Genomic DNA, 19,657 nt, shown 5'->3' with positions numbered 1-19,657 from the left:
ATGTCCTCGCCGGCCACGCCTACCCCCGCCGACTGGTCCGACCGCCGCGCGGACGCCCGCCGCAACCACGAGCGCATCGTCGCCGCCGCCCTGGAAGTCTTCTCCGAGAAGGGATTACAGGCGACGGTGCCGGAGGTCGCGGCTCGCGCCGGGGTGGGCAAGGCCACCGTCTACCGCAGCTACCCCACCAAGGCCGACCTGGTCCGGGCCGTCGCGGACCAGGAGATGCAGTGGCTGCGGACCCGGCTGGCCGCGATCGCCGAGGACGACGACCCCTATACGGCTCTGCGCGATTTCGTCGGCGACGCCTCCGAACGGCTGGCCCGCCAGCAGATGCTGCTCATCGAGGTGCTCCCCCGCGAGGACCCGCGCAAAACCGATTCCGAATCCAACCGGATGCTGCAACGGATCATCGACGCGGCCCGGGAACGCGGCCAGGTGCGCGCCGACGTCACCGCGACGGACCTGCGCATCCTCGTCGGCGGCTATGCCCGCATCCTGCTGGACCTGGGCATCCGCGACCCGGAGCAGTGGCGCCGCTACGCCGAACTGGTGATGGCGGCGCTGCGGCCCTGAACGGCATCGGCCGAGACGGCCACCCGGAGCAGCGGTCCCGACCGACGTGCGGCGAAAGGTTCAGTGACCGAACAGGTCCGGCAGTCCGTCGGAGACCCGGTCGGTGAACTTCGGGTCGCGCTTGGCGAGGAACGCGTCGACACCCTCCTGGACGTCGGCGGCGCGGCCGCGCTCGTAGATGCCGCGGGATTCCACCGCGTGCCCGACCTCCGGGCCCTCGGCGCCGAGCATCCGCCACAACATCTGGCGGGTCAGGGCCACCGAGACCGGTGCGGTGCCGGACACCAGCCCGCGCGCCAGCTCCAGCGCGCGATCCAGCACCTGGTCCTGCGGGACCACCTCGCGGACCAGGCCCTTGGCCAGCGCCTCCTGCGCGTCGATCATCCGGCCGCTCAGGGTCCATTCCAGCGCGGTGGCGATGCCGACGATCCGCGGCAGGAACCAGGACGAGCACGCCTCCGGCACCAGCCCGCGGCGGGTGAACACGAAGCCGAATCGGGCTGTGTCCGAAGCGATCCGGATATCGGCGGGCAGGGTGCTGGTCACCCCGACACCGACGGCGGGACCGTTGATCGCCACCACCACCGGCTTGTGCGACCGGTAGATCCGCAGCGAGGCGAGCCCGCCCTCGTCCGGCGGCGCGGCGCCGTCGGCGGACTCCGCGACGAAGGTATCACCGCCGGCGGCGAGATCGGCGCCCGCGCAATAGGCGCGCCCGGAGCCGGTCAGCACGACCGCGCGGACCTCGTCGTCGGCATCGGTGCGGTCGAAGGCCGCCTCGATCTCCTTGCGCATCTGCACCGTGAAGGCGTTGAGCCGCTCGGGCCGATGCAACCGGAGCACGGCGATCTCACCGTGGCGTTCGAACAGGACGACCGGATTTTCCGCGGACTGGGTCACCCCCGTCACCGTAGCTTCTCGAAGCGGTCCGCGACATCGCGATATTCGGCCCGGATCGCGGTCTTGGCCAATTTGCCGCTGGGCAGCCGGGGCAGCGGCTCGTCCCGGATCACCACGTACCGCGGCACCTTGTAGTCGGCCACCTGGGTATTGCAGTGCTCGATGATGCGCGATTCGTCCACGCCGGCGGACACTTTCACGATCGCCGCCGGGGTCTCGCCGAAGCGCTCGTCGCGGGCCGCGATGACCGCGACCTCCTCCACGCCCTCGATCTGGCCGATCACCCGTTCCAGCTCCACGGGCGAGATGTTGATGCCGCCGGTGATGATCAGATCCTTGAGCCGGTCGACGAACTGCAACCGGCCGTCCTCGTCCTGCTTGCCCAGATCACCGCTGTGCAGCCAGCCGTCGGCGAAGGCGGTCTCGGTCGATTCGGGATCGTTCCAGTAGCCCGGTGTGACGCCGGGACCGCGCAGCAGGATCTCGCCCTCCTCACCGGGTGCGGCGGGGGAACCGTCCTCGCGCACCACCTGGAGTTCGGTGAAGATCGAGCCGCTGCCGCACCACTGCGGGAAGTCGGCCGCCTCTTCGACCAGGGTCGCGGTGGCGACGCCGCCGGCCTCGGTCATGCCGTAGATCTGGCGCAACGCCACGCCCTTCTCGGCCCAGCGTTCCAGCAGCGCGGCGGGCACCGCGGCGCCGCCGACGATGGCGGTGCGCACCGAACTCATGTCGGCTTCCTCGAATTCCGGTGTGCGCGAGATGGATTCGAACACCAGCGGGACACCGAACATGGCCCGGACCTGGCGCTCGGCGACCAGCTTCGCCGCCCGGCCGGGCACGAATTCGGGCTCGATCACGATGGTGCCGCCGAGCACCACGGCCATCAGCAGACCCCAGACCAGGCCCGGCGTGAACACCAGCGGCAGCACCAGCAGCGAGGTGGTGCCCGGGAAGAAGCCCTCCTCGACCAGCGAGGCTTCGAACACGATGTTCAGCAGTGTGCGGTTGGTGCAGACCACGCCCTTGGACAGCCCGGTGGAACCGCTGGTGAACAGCAGCGCGGCCGGCTCGTCCGGATCGAGGTCGATGCGGAAGTCGTCGGCGCCGCCGGTGCGCAGGGTCTCCAGTTCCGTGAAGGCGATCCGGTCGAAGGGGTCGCCGAGGGCCAGCGTCCCGTCGATCACCTCGTCGTACCCGGCCGGCAGCGCGACCACGCGGGCGCCGGCGTCGTCGAGCACCTTGCGCAGCTCGGCGGGCTTGAGCCGCGGGTTCAGCGGCACCAGCACCGCACCGGCCTTCATCACGCCGAGCGCGACGACCGGCCAGGTCAGCGAGTTCGGGCCGAGCACGCCGACCCGGTCACCGGGGGCGATACCGCGCTCGGCGAGGTTGCGCGCGATGCGGCTCGACCAGTCCCGCAACTGCCGGTAGGTCAGCTCCTCGCCGTCCACGACGATCGCGGTCCGATCCCCCTTCACCCGACCCCACCAGCTCAGGGCGGATCCGATTGTCGCTGCCATCTCTCCTCAACTTCCTTGTCGAATCCGGCGTTGCCGGGAGGTCGCACCGAGCGTGACGCCCGTCACCTTTTATCTAATGTCCGTAGTTTAAGCGACTCAGAGGTCCAGCACCAGCCTGGCACCCAGGCAGCGCGAGACACAGGGCATCATGACGTCCCCGGCGGCTTGTTCCTCCTCGGTGAGGACGGAATCCCGATGGTCGGGAACGCCCGCCAGCACCGCCACCTCGCAGGTACCGCAGGTGCCCTCGCGGCAGGAGTACTCGGTCCGCACCCCGGCGGCCTCCAGCGCGTCGAGGATCGAGGCCGACGCCGGCACGGTGACGACCGTGCCCGAGCGGGCCGACTCCACCTCGAACTCACCGTCGGCGGTCGTCGCGGCCACCGCTTTGGGGGCGAAGCGCTCGACGTGCAGGGTCAGACCGGCGTGGCCGCGCACGGCCGCCTCGATCGCCTGCAACAGCGGCTCCGGGCCGCAACAGTACACCGCGGTCCCCGGCGCGGCCGCCGCCAGCGCCGCCTCGAGGTCGAGCAGGCCGTGGCCGTCCCGCGGGTGGATCGCCACCCGGTCCGGATGCGCGGCGGCCAGGTCGCCGGCGAAGGCCACGCTCGCCCGGGTTCGGCCGCCGTACAGCAGCCGCCAGGGCCTACCCGCGGCGGCGGCGGCGCCGATCATCGGCAGCAGTGGGGTGATCCCGATGCCACCGGCGACGAACAGGTAGCCGGGCGCGTCGACCAGCGCGAAGTTGTTGCGCGGCCCGCCGACCTCGACGAGGTCGCCCTCCTCCAGCTTGTCGTGCACCCGGATCGACCCGCCGCGGCCCGCGGCCTCGCGCAGCACCGCCACGGTCAGCTCGCGGTCGTCGGCCGGATCGCCGCACAGCGAGTACTGCCTGATCAGCCCGGCGTCGAGGACGAGGTCGAGATGCGCGCCCGGAGTCCAGGCGGGAACCGGGCCACCGTCGGGCTCGGCCAGCCGAACCGCGACGACGTCCCGGGCCACCACCGTCTTGGCGACCACGCGCATCCGGCGCGTGACCGGCCCGCCAGATCCGTCCATGAAGGCTCCTCTCACCACCCGAACCGGGTCCCACTTGCTGTTATAAATCTTAAGGCCATAGATTAATGACAAGCAACCCGCGAGTTCGAACTCGTTGCTCTGCATCTGGTTCGATCCTCAAACCTATGCTCGTTAGATATCTCGGGAAGATTGGATGGGATCATGGTGAACCCGGCGCGCCCCCCGGCCGGCGACGTGCTGAGCCTGTTCCGGCTCGACGACTCGGTCGCGATCGTCACCGGCGGCGGCAGTGGCCTCGGGGCGGGGATCTCGCGGTCGCTGGCCGAGGCCGGGGCCGACATCGTCGTGGCGGGCCGCCGCCGCGGCCCGCTGGACGAGGTGGCCGCCGAGGTGCGCGCGCTAGGCCGGCGCGCCCTGGTGGTGCCCACCGACGTCACCGACCCCGCCGAATGCGATGCGCTGGTGCTGGCCGCGACAGCGGCGTTCGGCCGGGTCGACGTGCTGGTCAACAATGCCGGGGTGAGTCATGTGGCGCCCGCGAGCCGGGAACTGCCGGCCGACTTCCGCGCGGTGCTCGACATCAACCTGCTCGGCGCGTACTGGATGGCGCAGTCGGTGTCGCGGGTGATGCAACCGGGCGCGGCGATCGTGAACGTGTCCAGCATGCTCGGCCTGATCGGCTCGATCCTGCCGCAGGCGGCCTACTCGGCCAGCAAGGCGGGCCTGATCGGCCTGACCCGGGACCTCGCCAATCAGTGGTCAGGGCGGCGCGGCATCCGGGTCAACGCCGTCGCACCCGGTTTCGTGGAGACCGACATGATCTCCGAGATGCCGCCGGAGACGCTCGCGGAATTCCTGCGCGGCTGCCCGCTGGGCCGGCCCGCGACCATGCAGGAGGTGGGTGCCGCGGTGGTGTTCCTGGCCGGGCGGGCCGCGTCCTACATCACCGGATCGACGATCGCCGTGGACGGCGGCACCTCCGGGCATTGACGCGCGATCAGCCCTCCGGCCGATAGGATTACCGAATTACCGTAGATTAGCCGCCCTGCCCCGCCCGAAGTCCGGGCCTCCGTCACGAGAGCGAGCCATGCCGCGACCGTCGAAACCCTTGATCAGCCGAACTGCCGCTGTCGCAGCGGCATTGGAGATCATCGACACCGAGGGCCTGGAGGCCTTCAGCGTCCCGCGCCTGGCGAAACATCTGGGCGTGCAGGCGCCTTCGCTGTACTACCACTTCGCGGACAAGGCGGAGCTGATGTCCGCGGTGGCGCTGCACGTGATCGGCGACGTGTCGCTGCCGCGCCGCAAGCCGGGGCCCGACTGGCCGGAGTACTTCGTCACCCTGGGCCTGAACTTCCGGACGGGCATCCTGCGCCACCGCAACGCCGCGCCGATCCTGCTGCAAGCGCTGCCGCGCACGGTGCTGCTGCGCCGCTACGAGGAGGCCGCCGAGTTCCTCGCCGCTTCCGGCGTCCCGGAGGAGCTGCACGTGCAGATCCTGGACGGCATGGAACGGCTGTCGCTGGGGGCCGTGCTCACCGAGGCGGTCCGCTCCCCCGGCAGCCGCGCCACCATCTTCCCGAACGTCGACCCGGCCTCCCAGCCGGCGCTGGCGCGCGCCCTGGCGGCCAACGACCGCACGTCCAAACGGCTGTACGAGGAGATGATCCGCAGCTTCCTGTACGGCGTGGTGCGGGACGCGGAACTCCCCGCGGCACAGCCCACCGCCCAGGGACGCCGGCTCACTTCCTGATCGCCGTGCCGGTGATCAGCGGCCGGACGATCGGCGGCATACCCCGCCACGACATCTTCCGTACCTCTTCGATCTCCAGCCCGCACGCCCGGATCCGCTCGAGGGTGTCGCGGTTGCAGTGGCAGCCCTCCGCGAACCGGCGCCACGGCCGGGCGAGCCGGTCCTGCCACGCGGCCAGCCGCGGCGACTCGGACCGCACGTGCTCGAGGAACAGCAGCCGGCCGCCGGGCCGCAGTACCCGCTCGACCTCCCGCAACACCGGATCGGGTTCGTCGACGGTACACAGCACCAGCGTCGAGACGACCGTGTCCACGGTTCCGTCCGCGAACGGCAGGTGTTCCGCCGAGGCGTCGAGCACCCGCGCGCGGACCCCGCTGCCGTGCAGCCTCCGGGCCGACCGCACCCGCATCGCGGCCTCCGGTTCGGTGAGGATCAACTCGTCGAGATCGACGGGGTAGTACGCCAGATTGAGGCCGGTACCGCTGCCGAGTTCGACGGTCCGCCCCCGCGCCCGGCCGAGCAGATTTCGCCGACGAGTCCCCATCCCGGCCCGCTCGCCCAGCCAGAGCAACGGGTCGTACAGCGCCGCGAAAGCCCTGGTCCACCGGCCGGAGCCCTGCGCCGCAACCACCGGGACGACGCCACTTGTCACACAGTCCACGCTACGCCGAACGGCACGATCATGTGGCCCGAGTCACACCCGTCGCGGGAAACCGCCCGAGTACGCGCGGCAGGCGGGTCCGCGGCCACCACGCGGGAATCCCGCGCGATCGGGGCCGGGCTGGACAGATCGGCCATGCAGGACACAATCAGGCCGGGCCGTGCCGACCATGGTCGGCCCGCACGAATTCGACCGGGTGGCGGCGCTCGCCGATCGGCCGGGCCGATCGCGCTCTGCGGTCAGGGGCGAGCGAACACCGGCGGGTCGTCCCACTCGCCGAGTTGGTAGCAGGCGTGCGCCTCGTCCTGTTCGAAGGAGCGCAACCGGCACATCCGGACCGCCGCACGGTTGTCGGGGTCGACGCGCAGCAGCGCCACCTGGGCGCCGCCGGCCGCGACGGCGTGCAGGGCGCGGGTCAGCAGCGCCGCGCCGAGGCCCGCGCCGCGCGCCGCCGGATCGACCATCAGGGCGCGCACCCAGCCCGCCGACCATTCCGCGTGCGGGAGTACCGCCGGATCGAACCAGGCGAATCCGGCGTCCTTGCCGTCATGGGTGGCGATCAGGGCCGAGCCGTGCCGGTCGGCGACATCCTCCGCGAAGCGATCGGCCTGGGCCGACGTCAGCGCGGCCTGCCCGGCCAGGGCCTCGATCCGGGCGGCGACGCCGGGATCGGCGAGGTCCAGCGGTTCGCTCAGCTCGTATCCGGCCGGTAGCGGGTCGTCGTCCAGCGGCATGGCGAACGGCCCGGTCAGATGGCGCAGCAGCGTCCACAGCCGGGCCACCGCCGCAATGCCGAACCGCCTGGTCAGGCGTTGCGCGGCGGGGTGGCTGCCGAAGGCCCAGCAGCGCAGCGCGGTGGCGCCGGTGCCCTGCCAGCCGCCGGGGACGGACACCTCCAGGCCGAGCTCCTCGACCAGTTGGGTGGTGACGCCGCGCGAGCGGTAGCCGGGGTGCACGGTGTAGCCGACGGTGCCCTGGCCGTCCTCGTCCACGGTCAGCCGCAGGTAGGCCACCAGCACCATCGGCGCGTCGGCGCCGCCGCGCAGATCCTTGCGGGCCTTGATCGGCAGATGCCACACCCGGGTCCCGGCCGCGGCGACCGCGCGCACGTCACGGGTGTCGAGCACCGCGAACCCGGCGTCGGCGTCGTAGGCCGCGGCCTCGGTCACCAGCTGTTCGGCGGCGGCGCGATCCTCGCCGTCGAGCCGATCGCGCCACGCGTAGCAGATCATCGCCTCTCCCCATCACCGGTTTACAACATAAATCTACATGAGTTAGATTTAGAAGTGTATACGGACAGCTCAGGCTGATATGACCAATCACCCGGTTCACACGCCGGGCAGGTGGACGACATTGGAGGCATGCCATGACCGAGGTCGGGGCTCCCCGCGAGGAACGCATTCGCCGCGCGCTGACACATCTGCGCAACGACACCACCGACGAGTTCGACCACATCACCTGGTTCGCGCCGCGGGAGTTCACCGATCCCGCAGTGGCACAACGGGAACGCGACCTGATCTTCGGGCGGGTGCCCTCGATCGTCGCGCACGGCTCCGAGATCCCGAACGCCGGCGACTTCTTCACCCTCCAGCTGCCCCGCAACAACGTCATCGTGGTGCGGCAGCGCGACGGCGGGGTCAAGACCCTGGTGAACCTGTGCCGCCACCGCGGCGCCCTGGTCGAGAAGGAGGAGCGCGGCCGCTGCCGCCTGTTCTCCTGCCCCTACCACCGCTGGTCCTACGACATCGACGGCGGACTGCGAACCATCACCCGCGACAACACCTTCGGCGAGCCGGACCGCTCGACGCTGGGGCTGATCGAGCTCCCCACCGAGGTGCGGCACGGTTTCATCTGGGTGGTCGACGATGCCGACGCCGAGATCGATGTGGCCGCCTGGCTGGGCCCGGAGATGGACGCCATCCTCGGCTCCTACGACCTCGAGTCGAAGATCTCGGTGCAGTCGGAGGGCTTCGACGAGCCGGTGAACTGGAAGATCATGCAGGACGCCTTCCTCGACGGCTACCACATCCAGTACGCCCACCCGAACACCGCGGCCAAGCACATCCACACCAATGTGATGGCCTTCGACGACTTCGGCCGGCACTGCCGCTTCATCGCGCTGCGCAAGTCGATCGACCGCTGGATCGAGGAGGATCCCGGCGACCAGAGCCTGGCCCGCGACGTCACCGAGACCCACTTCCTGCTCCCCAACAGCACCCTGCTGCGGCAGCCGGATCACTTCCAGCTGTTGACCTTCCGCCCGCACCCCACCGACCCGCAGCGGTCCCGGATGGAGATGCGCCTGATCGTGCCGCCGGTCGAGCAGACCACCATGACCGAGGAGAAGTGGAACCGGGTGTGGGCCAAGAACTGGCAGATCCTGCTGGATGTGCTGCACGCCGAGGACTTCCCGCTGCTGCGTGATTCGCAGCGCGGCATGGTCAGCGCGAGCGCGGGCCGGATGGTGCTGGGCCAGAACGAAGTCGCCAATCAGGTCTTCCGCCGGGAGACCCAGAAGCTGCTGGCGCACAACTGAGAACATCCCGGGATCGGAGTCCCGGACCAGGAAGGAATGCAGTGAAAACCGATCTGTTCGACGCCGATCACGAGCTGTTCGCCAGTACCGTCCGCGGTTTCGTGGAGCGGCACGTGGTGCCGAAGCTGGAGAAGTGGGATGCCGACCGCCTGATCGACCGCGAAACCTGGCGGGCCGCGGGCGAACAGGGCCTGCTCGGCCTCGCGGTGCCCGAGGAGTTCGGCGGTCCCGGCGAGACCGACTACCGCTTCCGGGTGGCGATCCAGACCGAGATCGCCCGCGTCGGCGCCTCCGCGTTGCAGTCGGGCTTCTCGACCAACGACGACATCGCGCTCAACTACCTGCTGCGGCACGCGAATCCGGAGCAGAAGCGGCGCTGGCTGCCCGGCTTCGTCACCGGCGACACCATCGGCGCGATCGCGATGACCGAACCCGGCGCGGGCAGCGACCTGCGCGCGATCCAGACCACCGCGGTGCTCGAGGGCGACACCTGGATCCTCAACGGCTCCAAGACGTTCATCACCAGCGGCATCCTCGCCGACCTGGTGATCGTGTTCGCCGTCACCGACCGGGAGGCCGGTTCGCACGGCTACAGCCTGCTGGTCGTCGAGGACGGCACCCCGGGCTTCACCCGCGGCCGCAAGCTGGACAAGGTCGGCCTGCACGCCCAGGACACCGCGGAACTGTTCTTCGACAACGTCCGCGTCCCGGCCGCCAACCTGCTCGGCGAGCCCGGCGGCGGCTTCGGCCATCTGATGCAGAGCCTGCCGCTGGAGCGCCTCGGCATCGGCATCGCCGCCCAGGTCTCCGCGGAGGCCGTGCTGGGGTGGACGCTGGACTACGTGAAGCAGCGCAAGGCGTTCGGCAAGCGCATCGGCGAATTCCAGGGCCTGGGCTTCACCCTCGCTGATCTCCAGACCTCCGTGGAGGTCTCGCGCGCCTACATCGACCGCTGCGTCCGCGAATACAACGCGGGCACCCTGACCGCCGTGGACGCCGCCAAGGCGAAGCTGTGGGCAACGGAGTTGCAGGGCAAGGTGATCGACGCCGGCGTCCAGCTGCACGGCGGGTACGGCTACATGATGGAGTACCCGGTCGCGAAGGCCTACATCGACGCCCGCATCCAGCGGATCTACGGTGGCACCAACGAGATCATGCGCGAGATCATCCACCGGGACCTGTTGCGCTCCTGAGGGATGCTGTTGCGGGCCCGAGTGGTTCCCCCGCACGGCTGGGCAGTTCGGCTGCGGGGCTGAGTGATTCGGCTGCGCGGTCGGGCGGTTCGGCTGCGGGGGCGCGGGGCTGGGCGATACGGAGACGGCGGGCGCGATCCCGCCGTCTCCGCCCAGCTCACCGGCCCTTGCGCAGTCCGTCCAGCGTCGCCCGGGCCTGGTTCTCGGCGATCGTGACGAGTTCGTCGCCCTCTGCCGGGGATTGCTGATCCGACCGCAGCACGGCGACCTCGACCCGCACCGACACATTGCTGTCCTGCACGCCGACGGTGGCACTCACCCCGGCGGCCTGATCCGTCGTCTCGATGTCGTATCGCCGGTACCCTCGGGCGCCGATCCCGGAGACCGCATCGACGTCCCGGTCCGGCCCGGGCGCGGTGTCGTCGAGACTCCAGCGGTCGTAGGCCGGTACCGCTGTGGTGTCGGTGAATTGGACCTGGAGGCTGATCCCGGCCTCGCCCGCGGCCTCGTCGGCGCTCGCCGAGGTGCCGATGTAGCGGATCCGGCAGAGGAGCGTGCCGCCGTCGCCGGAACTCGCGGGGTATTCCCGGTGGATGCTCTCGCCCGGGGTGGACGACCAGCGGCTCAGCGACGTGGGATCGACCAGATCGCAGGCATCGGTCACCGCGTCCATCGAGTACATCCCCGGCGCCGCCGCGGGCCGGGGTGCCGCCGAGGTGACGGCCAGGTGGGAGGAGACCGCGGCGGGCATGTCGTCGTCGTGCCGACCGGCGTCGACACCGATCGCCACACCGATCCCGGCCACCACCACCAGCCCGGCGACACCGGCGACGATCACGCCCTTCCGGCCCGCACCGGCTCGCGGCCGTCGCGGCGACGGGGCGTCCGGCCACGGGCCGGACCCGGCTGCGCGGTGGCCGGGAGCCGGCCGCGGCACAGCTGCGCCCGAGTCGGGGATGCGCGGAGCACCGGGCGATGTGACGGGCTGCCGCCGAACGGAATTCGCCTCATGCGCTGCGCGCCGGGCGACGGGTGCGGTCGTCCGCGGCCCGCGCGGGTGGCCCGCGGCGGGCCGCGGGCGGCGACCGGCGAGGACGGCGACGGCCACCGCGATCCCCAGCACCACGACACCGGTCAGGAGCAGCCCTCGCCGGTCCCGCCGGGCCGGACGCGGAGGCCGCTGCCGGTCGGCGGGACCGGCGCCGCCCGTGATCGGCTGATCCCAAGGCCCGTAACCAGATTCGGCCATCGACTGTCGTCCTCCCGTTCTCGCACAACGGGCCTCCCCGTCGATCATCGACTCGGACAGATCGTATTCCTGGTCGACGCCGAAACGGTACTCGCGCCCTCGATCCCTGTGACGACGGCCGATGGGAGCGCTGCCCGGTCGGGACCGGGCCCACGGCGGCGACGTCACCGCCGTGGGCCCGGGTCGCCGCAGGCCCCGGATCAGCCGTGCGTGGCCTCCAGATCGGTCTCGATCGCGGTGAGGATGCCGCGGTGCCGGCGGGAGGTGATGTACAGCCAGATTCCACCCAGCGCCAGGAATGTCAGGAACAGGTACGGGAACAGCGACACCGGCCAGGCGGGCAACGGGTAGAAGCTGCCGACCGTCGGCACCAGCAGGCAGAGGAACGCCGCGACCGACAGCGCGATGCTGCGAGGCGTGCGTTCGCCGATCTTGCGCAGGTAGACCGGCGCGGCGACGGTGACCAGGAAGTAGGCCAGCAGGAATCCGAACGCGGCCAGGGTCCCCGCGTCGTTGAAGATGGTCAGCGTATCGGTCTGCGAGGACCAGATCGCGGGCACCGCGAACATCACCAGGATGTAGGCGGTGAGCGCCGCGGCGGGAGTGGCGTTCGACCGGTGCGTGGTGCCCAGGACCGCGGGGAACACCGAGTGCCGGGCCATCGGATAGATGATCCGCGCGCCGGCGTTCAGGCACGAGAGGGTGAGGGCGAAGAAGCTGATCACCGCGCCCAGCGACAGCGGCAGTTTCAGATACGACACGTCGTAGGTCTCGGCGAGGGTGTTGAGCGGCATGGACAGGGTGTCCAGCGTCGCGCTGCCACCGCGGGTGCCGTACACCTCCACATAGCTCATGAACACGAAGAACAGCCCGGTGATCACCAGGCTCCAGATCACCGCGCGCGGAATCGTCCGCATCGGATCGCGGGCCTCACCACCCATCGCGGTGGCGCTCTCGAAACCGACGAGGCTGAAGATGCAGGCGACGACCGCGAAGCTCATGCCGCGCACCGACGTTCCCTTCAGCGCCACCTGATCGGTGTCGATGTGGATGCCGTGCCTGAACAGCACGACGCAGGCCAGCGCGAGGATGAACAGCACCGACAGGCCCTCCAGCACCAGCATCAGCATCGAGGACAGCCGGACGTCCTTCACCGTCAGCGCCCAGGCGACCGCCGCGCTCACCGCGAAGAACGCCACCGAGGGGATGGTGCCGTGAATTCCGAGGAGGCTCAGCACCTCCCGGCCGAAGATGGTGAATCCCGTCAGGCCGGCGATGCCGATGAACAGGTAGCACCACAACAGGGTCCAGCCCGCCGTCACCCCGCCCATCGGGCCCAGTCCGCGGCCGATGTAGGCGTACATCGACCCGGGTGAGGTGGAGCGCCGGGCGAACTGGTTGAGGTTGAACACCACCAGCAGCAGCATTCCGGTGCCGAACAGATAGGCCATCCAGGTGCCCTCCCCGGCGTTCGAGAAGGCCAGCGGCAGGATCAGCGCGGCGGTCATGGTCGGCGAGATCAGCGCGATCGACTGGGCCAGCAGCGCCGGGAAACCCAGCACGCCGACGCGGAGGCCGGTGACGGATATCTGGGTCTGCGTCTGCGGCGGAATTTTCATGTCGGTCATCCCGGGCTCCTTCGTACTTCCCCCCGGCTTTTCTTGATACGAAGAAGTGTGGTGCCGTGGTGTTTCCACGTAAATCGCCGCCGTTAAAGAACGGTAAAGTAGGTATCACCGGAGCGAAATCGACACCCGGACATGCCCGTACGCCGCCGGGCGCCGAATATGAATTCACGCCCGGCGGTCCCGGAGTATTCTGTCGATTTGTACCGGAGATCAATTCCGCACAGCGGAGACCAGCGCTGCCAGTGCGGCGGCGGTGGCCGGATCCAGCGGGAGCATGGGCCGGCGCGGATCACCGGCCTCGATGCCGAGCGAACGCAGGCCGGACTTCACCGTGGCCGGCAATCCCCGACTGACCAGCATCGTCAGCAACGGCTGCAAGCGGGTGAACAACTCGCCCGCACCGGCGGTATCGCCTTCCCGCAGCAATTCCCAGAACAGCACGACCTGCTCGGGAACCAGACAGGGTGCGGCGGTGCACCATCCGGCCGCACCCGCCTCGAACGCCTTCAGGGCCAGCGGATTACTGCCGTTGAAGAAAGGCACCTCCCCGCCGCCGAGTTCGACGATCCGATGCATTCGCGCGATATCGCCGGTGGATTCCTTGATCATCGTGATGTTGCCGACCGTGGCGACCAGATCGACCAGGAATTCCGGTGTCATGTCGATTCCGGTGGTCGCGGGATTGTTGTAGACCATCACCGGCAGCGCCGTGGACCCGGCCACCGCGGTGAAATGCTCCCGCAATTCGTCCTCGGCCAGCGGCCAGTACGAGATCGGCAGCACCATGAGCGCGTCGGCCCCGGCCTCCTCGGCGATCCGGGCGCGCTTGATCGTGCCGGCGGTCGTCAGATCGGACACCCCGACCACCGTGGGCACCCGGCCCGCGGTGTGCTCGACGCATTCCGTGGCGACACAGGACCATTCGGCATCGCTGAGGTAGGCGCTCTCACCCGTACTGCCCAGCGGGGCGAGCGCGTCGACGCCCGCGTCGATCATCCGGTCCAGCAGCGCACGCAGGGTGCCGGTGTCGATCTTCTCCGCGTCCGCCGAGTACGGGGTGACCGGATATCCGACGATCCCCGACAGTGGTGCAGACATTTCTCACTCCGAACTCTCGTGCTCGAACACCTCTGGATGACGCCGCAGCACCCTGCGGGCGTAGTAGCCGAAATTCGCCTCGACGCGTTTCGGCAGCAGCGTCCAGTCATGGGCTTCCTCGGCCAGAACCGTTGGCAGCGGCTGGATCTCGCCCGCCGCCATGGCGAGCAGCTGGAGTTGGGCGGCGCGTTCGATGGCATGGGCCAGCGTGCACGCCTCCTCGATCGAGGCGCCCACGACCAGTTGCCCGTGATGCGCGAGCAGGATCGCCCGCTTGTCGCCGAGCGCGGTCGAGATGATCTCGCCCTCTTCGTTTCCCACCGGCACCCCGGGCCATTCGGCCAGGAAGGCGCAGTCGCCGAACAGCGGCGCGGTGTCCATGTGCGACACCTCCAGCGGCACCCCGAGCATCGACAACGCCGACGCGTGCAGCGGGTGGGTGTGCACGATGCATTCGACATCGGGCCGGGCGCGATAGATCCAGCTGTGAAAACGGTTGGCCGGGTTGGCCATTCCGTCGCCCTCCAGCACTTCGAGGTCCTCGTCGACCAGCAGCAGGTTGGCGTCGGTGATCTCGTCGAATCCCAGGCCCAGCCGCTGGGTCAGGAAGGTCGAATGCGCCTGCCGGACCGAGATCTGTCCGGCCAGGCCCGAATCGTGTCCGGCATCGGACAGCGATCGGCAGGTCAGGGCGATCTTCTGCCGGTCGGTCCAGTCGCCGGTGCGAATCCGGGTGAGCATCGCCTGCTCGGCCGTCGCCATCAGCTCGGACTTGCCGAGGTTCATCGTCCTACCCACTGGCCACCTCCACGCGAGACACTGGGTTCACTATAAGACACCTTGTGTCATCCAGCTACTCTGGTGTCCTTGCAGACCGACAAGGAGTGACCGTGGCCGCGTTTCTCAGATCGCACCGACGCCGGGCAGGGCTGTCCCTGGAGGCGCTGGCCGAGCGCACCGGCCTGACCAAGAGCTACCTGTCGAAGATCGAGCGGGGCCTGAGCACCCCCTCGATCGCCGTGGCGCTGAAGATCGCCCACGTCCTGGAGACCGACGTCGCCCAACTGTTCGCTGCCAACCCCGACAACTCCCTGCTGGCCGTCGCGCGCGCGGGCGAGAACGAGCCCGACGCCGCATCCCCCGCCGCCCACTACCACCCCCTGGCCACCCAGCTGGTCGGAAAAGCGATGCAGCCGTTCATCGTCCACCCCGGCACCGAACCCGGCCCGCCGGACAACGAGCACGCCGGCGACGAGTTCATCTTCGTCCACTCCGGCACCGTCGAACTCGCCCTCCCCGGCAGCGTGATCACCCTGGACCGCGGCGACAGCCTCTACTTCGACGCCAACACCCCGCACCGCCTCCGATCCGTCTCCCCCGAACGCGCCGAGGTCGTCGTCATCGTCCACGACCGTGACGCCGGGGTATCACCGGGCGCGCACTGAACCCGGGCGCCGGAAGGGGAACCATCCGATCACGACCGTGGCCGCGGCGCAGAGCCCTGCGGTATCGTCCGCGCAGCAGAGTTCCCGTGGTAGCCAGGCTGTCGCGGATTCGCGCGACCACCGCGCCGAACCCGGGACGGCGTGCCTGTTCAGTCACCGTGACCGGAAGGTTGCCCGCATGACCGCGAACAGCTCGTACCTCTTCCGCTTCTCGGCGGCGACCGCCAACGAATACGACGCGGGCGCGCTGAAGGGCGCCCACGAGCAGAACTTCCCGGTGCTGCGCGGCCAGGAGGGGTCGGTGTACCGGATCCGGCTCGAGGGCGGCGGTATCCGGGAGCCGCACTGGCATCCGACCGCCTGGGAACTGAACTACGTGATCGCGGGCCGGGCCCGCTGGACCGTGCTGGGCACCCACCCCGACGGCAACTATCACAACGAGACCTTCGAGGCCGGGCCGGACGACCTGGTGTTCGCACCCCAGGGCTTCTTCCACTACTTCGAGAACGTCAGCGACACCGAGCCGCTCGAGGTACTGGTCGTGTTCAACACCAGCACCCAGGAACCCAACGACGACATCGGCATCGTCGGCACGGTCAACAGCCTCCCCCGCTACGTCCTCGCCTCCGCCTTCGGCGTCCCGGTCTCGACCTTCGACAACCTCCCCACCGACCTGAAACCGGTCATCCTCAGCAGGCGTCCGGACCACCCTTCCCAGTAGCCCCGGGGTGGCAGGGCCGCGGAATCCGCTCGGTCGGTGCCTCCGGAAGCGTTGCGGCCCTTGGTGAAACCCCTCGGGCCGGGAGACGGCCGACGCGTCGGCATACCCGTCGGTGGCTCGGCGACCGAGCCCTGTCTCGTGCCCGGCCGGTCAGCCTCGCCGCCGCGGTGAGATGGGCGACCACCTCCTCGACGGTCCACTGCCCGCACAGCGTCCGCTGCTGCCACTGCGCCTCGTCGAGTCCGGCGAGATCGTCGGCCGGCGCGGCCCGTTCGGCATGCACCATCGACCACATCGCCTCGCGGGCAAGGCCACTCGGCACGGGGAGCCTCCAGTTCCGGTCCGGCAGTGCAGACCACGCGGCCCACCCCGGATTCATCGGCCGGCCCGCGCCGTCGGCGATGATCGTCCGGGCCGTCGGTGACGGTGTCCGGCGGTGTTCCGAGCGCGCGGGCTCCCCATGGGCTGGAAGAACCGGCCCCGGGCGAAATGTATAACGGAACGAGCACACCGACCGGGGAAGGATGTGTGGTAGCGATGACCGTCACGGATTCCGCGTCCGGTGTGATCGTCGTCGGCGAGATACCGGACGAGCCCATCGGATTCGTCGGGCGCGGTGTCCCGGACCGGCTGGCCGCCGCGGTGCGGCGCAATCCGATCACGATCGTGTCGTCGCCGAATGCCGCAGCGGGAGTGGGCAAGACGCATGCCGCGGCCGCATGTGCGCGGGCCGCCGTGGCCGCCGGTGACGGCCTGGTGGGGTGGGTGAACGCGGAAACCGAGCTGGATCTGCTCAGCGGCCTGACACAGATCGCGGCTCGGCTCGGTATCGCCGATTCCGGTGGCGACGCCGAGGAGACTTCCCGGCAACTGCTGTCGCCGACCGGATCGGAGGCCGCGGCGAGCGACGGCAGCGGCCGCGACACCGATGCCGCCGGCGCGGCGAGTACCACCGTCCACGTGCTCGAACTCGTCGTGCAGGACTGCGAAACACGATGTGGCGCACTGCATCCGGATACGATCGCCGCCCGCCACCGGCTGGCCACGGCATTGTTCGCCGCGAACAGCCCGGAGCGGGCGATCACGCTGTGGGAGCGCAGTTTCGGTGACCGGGCGAGCGCGCTCGGCGACCTGCATCCCGATACCGCCGAGTCACGCGAGATCCTCGCACTCGCGTATCACCGGGCCGGTCAGCATGATTCGGTCATCCTCGTCGCCGAGGACGCCGTGGCCGCCACCGAACGCGAGTTCGGCGCCGACCACGCCGACACCCTCACCGCCCGCCGGCACCTCGCTCGTGCCTTCCGCTCCGCGCAACGGTACGACGATGCCATCCGGCTGCTGGAGGACATCATCGCCCGTTCCGAGGGTGTTCTCGGCGCCGATCATCCGGATACCGTCGCGGCCCGGGACCATCTCGTCACCACCTGTGAGCGCGCGAACCGGCCCGAACAGGCCATCGCCTTGCTGGCACGAATCCTCGCCGACCATCGCCGCCTGCTCGGGGAGCAGCATCCGGACACGCTGCGCACCTGCGACCGATTGGCGCTGCTGTACGAATCGGCCGAACAGCACGACAACGCCGCGGCAGCGCGGGAGGACCTGCTCGCCGTTCGCGAGCAGTTCGTGGCACCCGACGATATCGATCTCGTCGGCCACTACGAAGATCTCGGCCGGAGCTATTTCTGCCTCGGCCGGCACGCCGACGCGATCCCCTTGCTGGAGCGAGCTCTCGCCGACCGCGAGCAGCGGAGTGTCGCGGGCCGGATGGATATCACGGTGCTGTGCACCGTTCTCGCGATCAGTATCGCGCGAGTCGAGCGATACGACGAGGCGGTGCCGCTGTTCGCGCGCGCCCTCCGCGAACTGGAGGACCGGCACGGGGCGGATCACCCGGCAACCCTGGAGGCATGCGAGCGACTCGCGATCACCATGCTCGAGGTGGACCGGATCGACGAGCGGATCCCCGTCCTCGAGCGCGCGGTGACCGGCCGCGAAAGCCTCAGCGGCCCCGACCATCCCCTGGCCGTCCGCAACCGCGGCATGCTCGTCGAGGCATATCTGTCGGCGGATCCGAAACGCGCCGGCGACGCTGCCGAGGTGCTGAAACGAACGGTCGAATCCGCCGCGCGCGTCCACGGGCCCGACCGTGCCGAGACCTTCGAGGCCCGGGGCAACCTCCGCACGATCCTGTGGACGGCCGGACAGCGCGAGGCGGCGGTCTCGGCATCGGCGAGCCTGCTCGCGGACATCGAGCGGGTGTCGGGCTCCGATCACGAGGACGCCGTCCGAGCCCGGGACATCCTCACGTTCATGTACGTCCGGACCGAACGGCACGCCGAGGCCGCCGGACAGCAGGAGCGCATTCTCGACCATCGGGAACGCACCCTGGGACCGGATCATCCGGATACTCTCGCCGTCTGTTTCAGACTGGCGGAAAGCCACATGTGCGCGGAGCAGCCCGAGACGGCCGCCCCGTACTACGAACGAGTCGCCGCGACCCACGAACGTATCGACGGCCCCGACCACGCGGGAGCCGTCCGGGCCCGGATGGCGCTCGCCATGATCTATTTCCGAGCGGGCCGGCACGCCGAAGCCGCGGTGCAGAACGAGCACATCCTCGACCATCGGGAACGCACGCTGGGGCCCGACGATCCCCTGACCATCACCAGCTGCGTGAATCTCGCGCACGCCTATCAGAGCAGCGGCGGTGTCGCCGCGGCCGTTCCGCTGCTCGAACGCGCGCTGTCGGCCTCCATCCGGACGCTGGGGCCTGGTCACCCGGAAACCCTGACCATCCGCAACAACCTCGCCGGCGCGTACCAGCTCGCGGGCCGCGGCGACCTGGCCGTCCCGCTGTACGAACAGGTTCTGGCCGAGCGGGAGCGCGTCGCCGGTCGCGACGACCCCGGTGTGCTGACCACCCGGCACAACCTCGCGACCAGCTATCTGGCCGCGAAGCGGTACGCCGAGGCGGTCGGCCTGCGCGAGCGGACCGTCGCCGACCACGTCCGCCTCTTCGGCCCCGAACATCCGAAGACGCTGCACTCGTACCTCACCCTCGCGAGCGCCTGCATCAGCGCGGGCCGGATCGACGACTGCATCGCGGCGAACGAACGCGCGCTCGGCGGCTTCGAACGCACCCTCGGCCCCGAACATCCGGACACCCTGAGCACCTGCCATGTCCTGGGCCTCGCCTACCGCCGGGCCGGCCGCCACGACGCCGCCGTCGACCTGCTCCATCGCGCGCTGACCGGCCACGCCCGCATATTCGGCGACCATCACGCCGACACCGTCGCCACCCGCGACGCTCTCACCGCCGCGACCGACGCCGCGCGCCGGCGCGCCTGAGTA

General features: G+C 70.0%; 18 protein-coding genes. 8 read left to right on the top strand and 10 right to left on the bottom strand.

Annotated elements, in window-relative coordinates:
* Window positions 1-576, top strand: a complete 576-nt coding sequence (locus tag LBW94_RS39740; RefSeq protein ID WP_225057964.1) for a TetR/AcrR family transcriptional regulator — start codon at window positions 1-3, stop codon at window positions 574-576.
* Window positions 577-636: 60 nt separating this feature from the next.
* On the opposite strand, the gene LBW94_RS39735 is transcribed toward LBW94_RS39740, so the two are convergent.
* The 3 genes from LBW94_RS39735 to LBW94_RS39725 all read right to left on the bottom strand — a co-directional run bounded on the left by LBW94_RS39735 (window position 637) and on the right by LBW94_RS39725 (window position 4,058).
* The gene (locus LBW94_RS39735) at window positions 637-1,476 is read right to left on the bottom strand and encodes an enoyl-CoA hydratase-related protein (protein WP_416277047.1); all 840 of its coding nucleotides are present in this window, start codon (window positions 1,474-1,476) and stop codon (window positions 637-639) included.
* A gap of 5 nt (window positions 1,477-1,481) precedes the next feature.
* Window positions 1,482-2,999 carry a class I adenylate-forming enzyme family protein gene (locus tag LBW94_RS39730; protein ID WP_225057962.1) on the bottom strand — a complete coding sequence of 506 codons (1,518 nt, stop codon included), beginning with the start codon at window positions 2,997-2,999 and terminating at the stop codon, window positions 1,482-1,484.
* A gap of 96 nt (window positions 3,000-3,095) precedes the next feature.
* Complete coding sequence (locus LBW94_RS39725) at window positions 3,096-4,058, bottom strand: PDR/VanB family oxidoreductase (RefSeq protein WP_225057961.1); 963 nt, start codon at window positions 4,056-4,058, stop codon at window positions 3,096-3,098.
* Between the two features lie 162 nt (window positions 4,059-4,220).
* Between LBW94_RS39725 and LBW94_RS39720 the strand changes: the two genes are divergently transcribed.
* Together LBW94_RS39720 and LBW94_RS39715 are read left to right on the top strand one after the other, a co-directional pair.
* A complete protein-coding gene (locus tag LBW94_RS39720; RefSeq protein ID WP_225057960.1) occupies window positions 4,221-5,009 on the top strand; it encodes an SDR family NAD(P)-dependent oxidoreductase in 789 nt (262 codons plus the stop codon).
* Window positions 5,010-5,106: 97 nt separating this feature from the next.
* A complete protein-coding gene (locus tag LBW94_RS39715) occupies window positions 5,107-5,772 on the top strand; it encodes a TetR family transcriptional regulator (protein ID WP_225057959.1) in 666 nt (221 codons plus the stop codon).
* Here LBW94_RS39715 and LBW94_RS39710 read toward each other — a convergent pair.
* On the bottom strand, window positions 5,762-6,424 hold the full coding sequence (locus tag LBW94_RS39710; RefSeq protein WP_225057958.1) for a class I SAM-dependent methyltransferase: 663 nt from the start codon (window positions 6,422-6,424) through the stop codon (window positions 5,762-5,764). The genes LBW94_RS39715 and LBW94_RS39710 overlap by 11 nt on opposite strands.
* A gap of 248 nt (window positions 6,425-6,672) precedes the next feature.
* A complete protein-coding gene (locus tag LBW94_RS39705) occupies window positions 6,673-7,665 on the bottom strand; it encodes a GNAT family N-acetyltransferase (protein WP_225057957.1) in 993 nt (330 codons plus the stop codon).
* A 134-nt stretch (window positions 7,666-7,799) separates the two neighbouring features.
* On the opposite strand from LBW94_RS39705, the gene LBW94_RS39700 reads away from it, so the two are divergent.
* Complete coding sequence (locus tag LBW94_RS39700) at window positions 7,800-8,969, top strand: aromatic ring-hydroxylating oxygenase subunit alpha (protein ID WP_225057956.1); 1,170 nt, start codon at window positions 7,800-7,802, stop codon at window positions 8,967-8,969.
* A gap of 41 nt (window positions 8,970-9,010) precedes the next feature.
* Complete coding sequence (locus LBW94_RS39695) at window positions 9,011-10,162, top strand: acyl-CoA dehydrogenase family protein (RefSeq protein WP_225057955.1); 1,152 nt, start codon at window positions 9,011-9,013, stop codon at window positions 10,160-10,162.
* A gap of 157 nt (window positions 10,163-10,319) precedes the next feature.
* On the opposite strand, the gene LBW94_RS39690 is transcribed toward LBW94_RS39695, so the two are convergent.
* The 4 genes from LBW94_RS39690 to LBW94_RS39675 form a co-directional block, all read right to left on the bottom strand.
* Window positions 10,320-11,000, bottom strand: coding sequence for a hypothetical protein (locus LBW94_RS39690; protein WP_225057954.1), 681 nt, complete (start codon window positions 10,998-11,000; stop codon window positions 10,320-10,322).
* Between the two features lie 611 nt (window positions 11,001-11,611).
* The gene (locus LBW94_RS39685; protein WP_225057953.1) at window positions 11,612-13,039 is read right to left on the bottom strand and encodes an APC family permease; all 1,428 of its coding nucleotides are present in this window, start codon (window positions 13,037-13,039) and stop codon (window positions 11,612-11,614) included.
* Window positions 13,040-13,249: 210 nt separating this feature from the next.
* Window positions 13,250-14,137 (bottom strand): dihydrodipicolinate synthase family protein, encoded by an 888-nt coding sequence (locus LBW94_RS39680; RefSeq protein WP_225057952.1) that lies wholly within the window; start codon window positions 14,135-14,137, stop codon window positions 13,250-13,252.
* Between the two features lie 3 nt (window positions 14,138-14,140).
* On the bottom strand, window positions 14,141-14,935 hold the full coding sequence (locus LBW94_RS39675; RefSeq protein WP_225057951.1) for an aldolase: 795 nt from the start codon (window positions 14,933-14,935) through the stop codon (window positions 14,141-14,143).
* A 92-nt stretch (window positions 14,936-15,027) separates the two neighbouring features.
* On the opposite strand from LBW94_RS39675, the gene LBW94_RS39670 reads away from it, so the two are divergent.
* Window positions 15,028-15,582, top strand: coding sequence for a helix-turn-helix domain-containing protein (locus tag LBW94_RS39670; protein WP_225057950.1), 555 nt, complete (start codon window positions 15,028-15,030; stop codon window positions 15,580-15,582).
* Between the two features lie 178 nt (window positions 15,583-15,760).
* Entirely contained in the window at window positions 15,761-16,303 is a 543-nt protein-coding gene (locus tag LBW94_RS39665) for a cupin domain-containing protein (RefSeq protein ID WP_225057949.1), read from the top strand.
* On the opposite strand, the gene LBW94_RS39660 is transcribed toward LBW94_RS39665, so the two are convergent.
* The gene (locus tag LBW94_RS39660) at window positions 16,272-16,589 is read right to left on the bottom strand and encodes a maleylpyruvate isomerase N-terminal domain-containing protein (protein WP_225057996.1); all 318 of its coding nucleotides are present in this window, start codon (window positions 16,587-16,589) and stop codon (window positions 16,272-16,274) included. The genes LBW94_RS39665 and LBW94_RS39660 overlap by 32 nt on opposite strands.
* Window positions 16,590-16,840: 251 nt before the next feature.
* On the opposite strand from LBW94_RS39660, the gene LBW94_RS39655 reads away from it, so the two are divergent.
* The gene (locus LBW94_RS39655; RefSeq protein ID WP_225057948.1) at window positions 16,841-19,654 is read left to right on the top strand and encodes a tetratricopeptide repeat protein; all 2,814 of its coding nucleotides are present in this window, start codon (window positions 16,841-16,843) and stop codon (window positions 19,652-19,654) included.
* Window positions 19,655-19,657: the final 3 nt, after the last annotated feature.

This window comes from Nocardia sp. alder85J (genome assembly GCF_020176955.2).
Lineage (GTDB): Bacteria > Actinomycetota > Actinomycetes > Mycobacteriales > Mycobacteriaceae > Nocardia.
The sequence above is the reverse complement of the archived record's forward strand: the minus strand, read 5'-3'. Positions and strand labels throughout refer to the sequence as shown.

Bases quoted from the DNA above. Each gene is read 5' to 3' on its own strand.
- LBW94_RS39740 (WP_225057964.1), top strand. From the start codon at position 1: ATGTCCTCGCCGGCCACGCCTACCCCCGCCGACTGGTCCGACCGCCGC.
- LBW94_RS39730 (WP_225057962.1), bottom strand. From the start codon at position 2,999: ATGGCAGCGACAATCGGATCCGCCCTGAGCTGGTGGGGTCGGGTGAAG.
- LBW94_RS39725 (WP_225057961.1), bottom strand. From the start codon at position 4,058: ATGGACGGATCTGGCGGGCCGGTCACGCGCCGGATGCGCGTGGTCGCC.
- LBW94_RS39720 (WP_225057960.1), top strand. From the start codon at position 4,221: ATGGTGAACCCGGCGCGCCCCCCGGCCGGCGACGTGCTGAGCCTGTTC.
- LBW94_RS39715 (WP_225057959.1), top strand. From the start codon at position 5,107: ATGCCGCGACCGTCGAAACCCTTGATCAGCCGAACTGCCGCTGTCGCA.
- LBW94_RS39705 (WP_225057957.1), bottom strand. From the start codon at position 7,665: ATGATCTGCTACGCGTGGCGCGATCGGCTCGACGGCGAGGATCGCGCC.
- LBW94_RS39700 (WP_225057956.1), top strand. From the start codon at position 7,800: ATGACCGAGGTCGGGGCTCCCCGCGAGGAACGCATTCGCCGCGCGCTG.
- LBW94_RS39685 (WP_225057953.1), bottom strand. From the start codon at position 13,039: ATGACCGACATGAAAATTCCGCCGCAGACGCAGACCCAGATATCCGTC.
- LBW94_RS39680 (WP_225057952.1), bottom strand. From the start codon at position 14,137: ATGTCTGCACCACTGTCGGGGATCGTCGGATATCCGGTCACCCCGTAC.
- LBW94_RS39665 (WP_225057949.1), top strand. From the start codon at position 15,761: ATGACCGCGAACAGCTCGTACCTCTTCCGCTTCTCGGCGGCGACCGCC.
- LBW94_RS39660 (WP_225057996.1), bottom strand. From the start codon at position 16,589: ATGGTGCATGCCGAACGGGCCGCGCCGGCCGACGATCTCGCCGGACTC.
- LBW94_RS39655 (WP_225057948.1), top strand. From the start codon at position 16,841: ATGACCGTCACGGATTCCGCGTCCGGTGTGATCGTCGTCGGCGAGATA.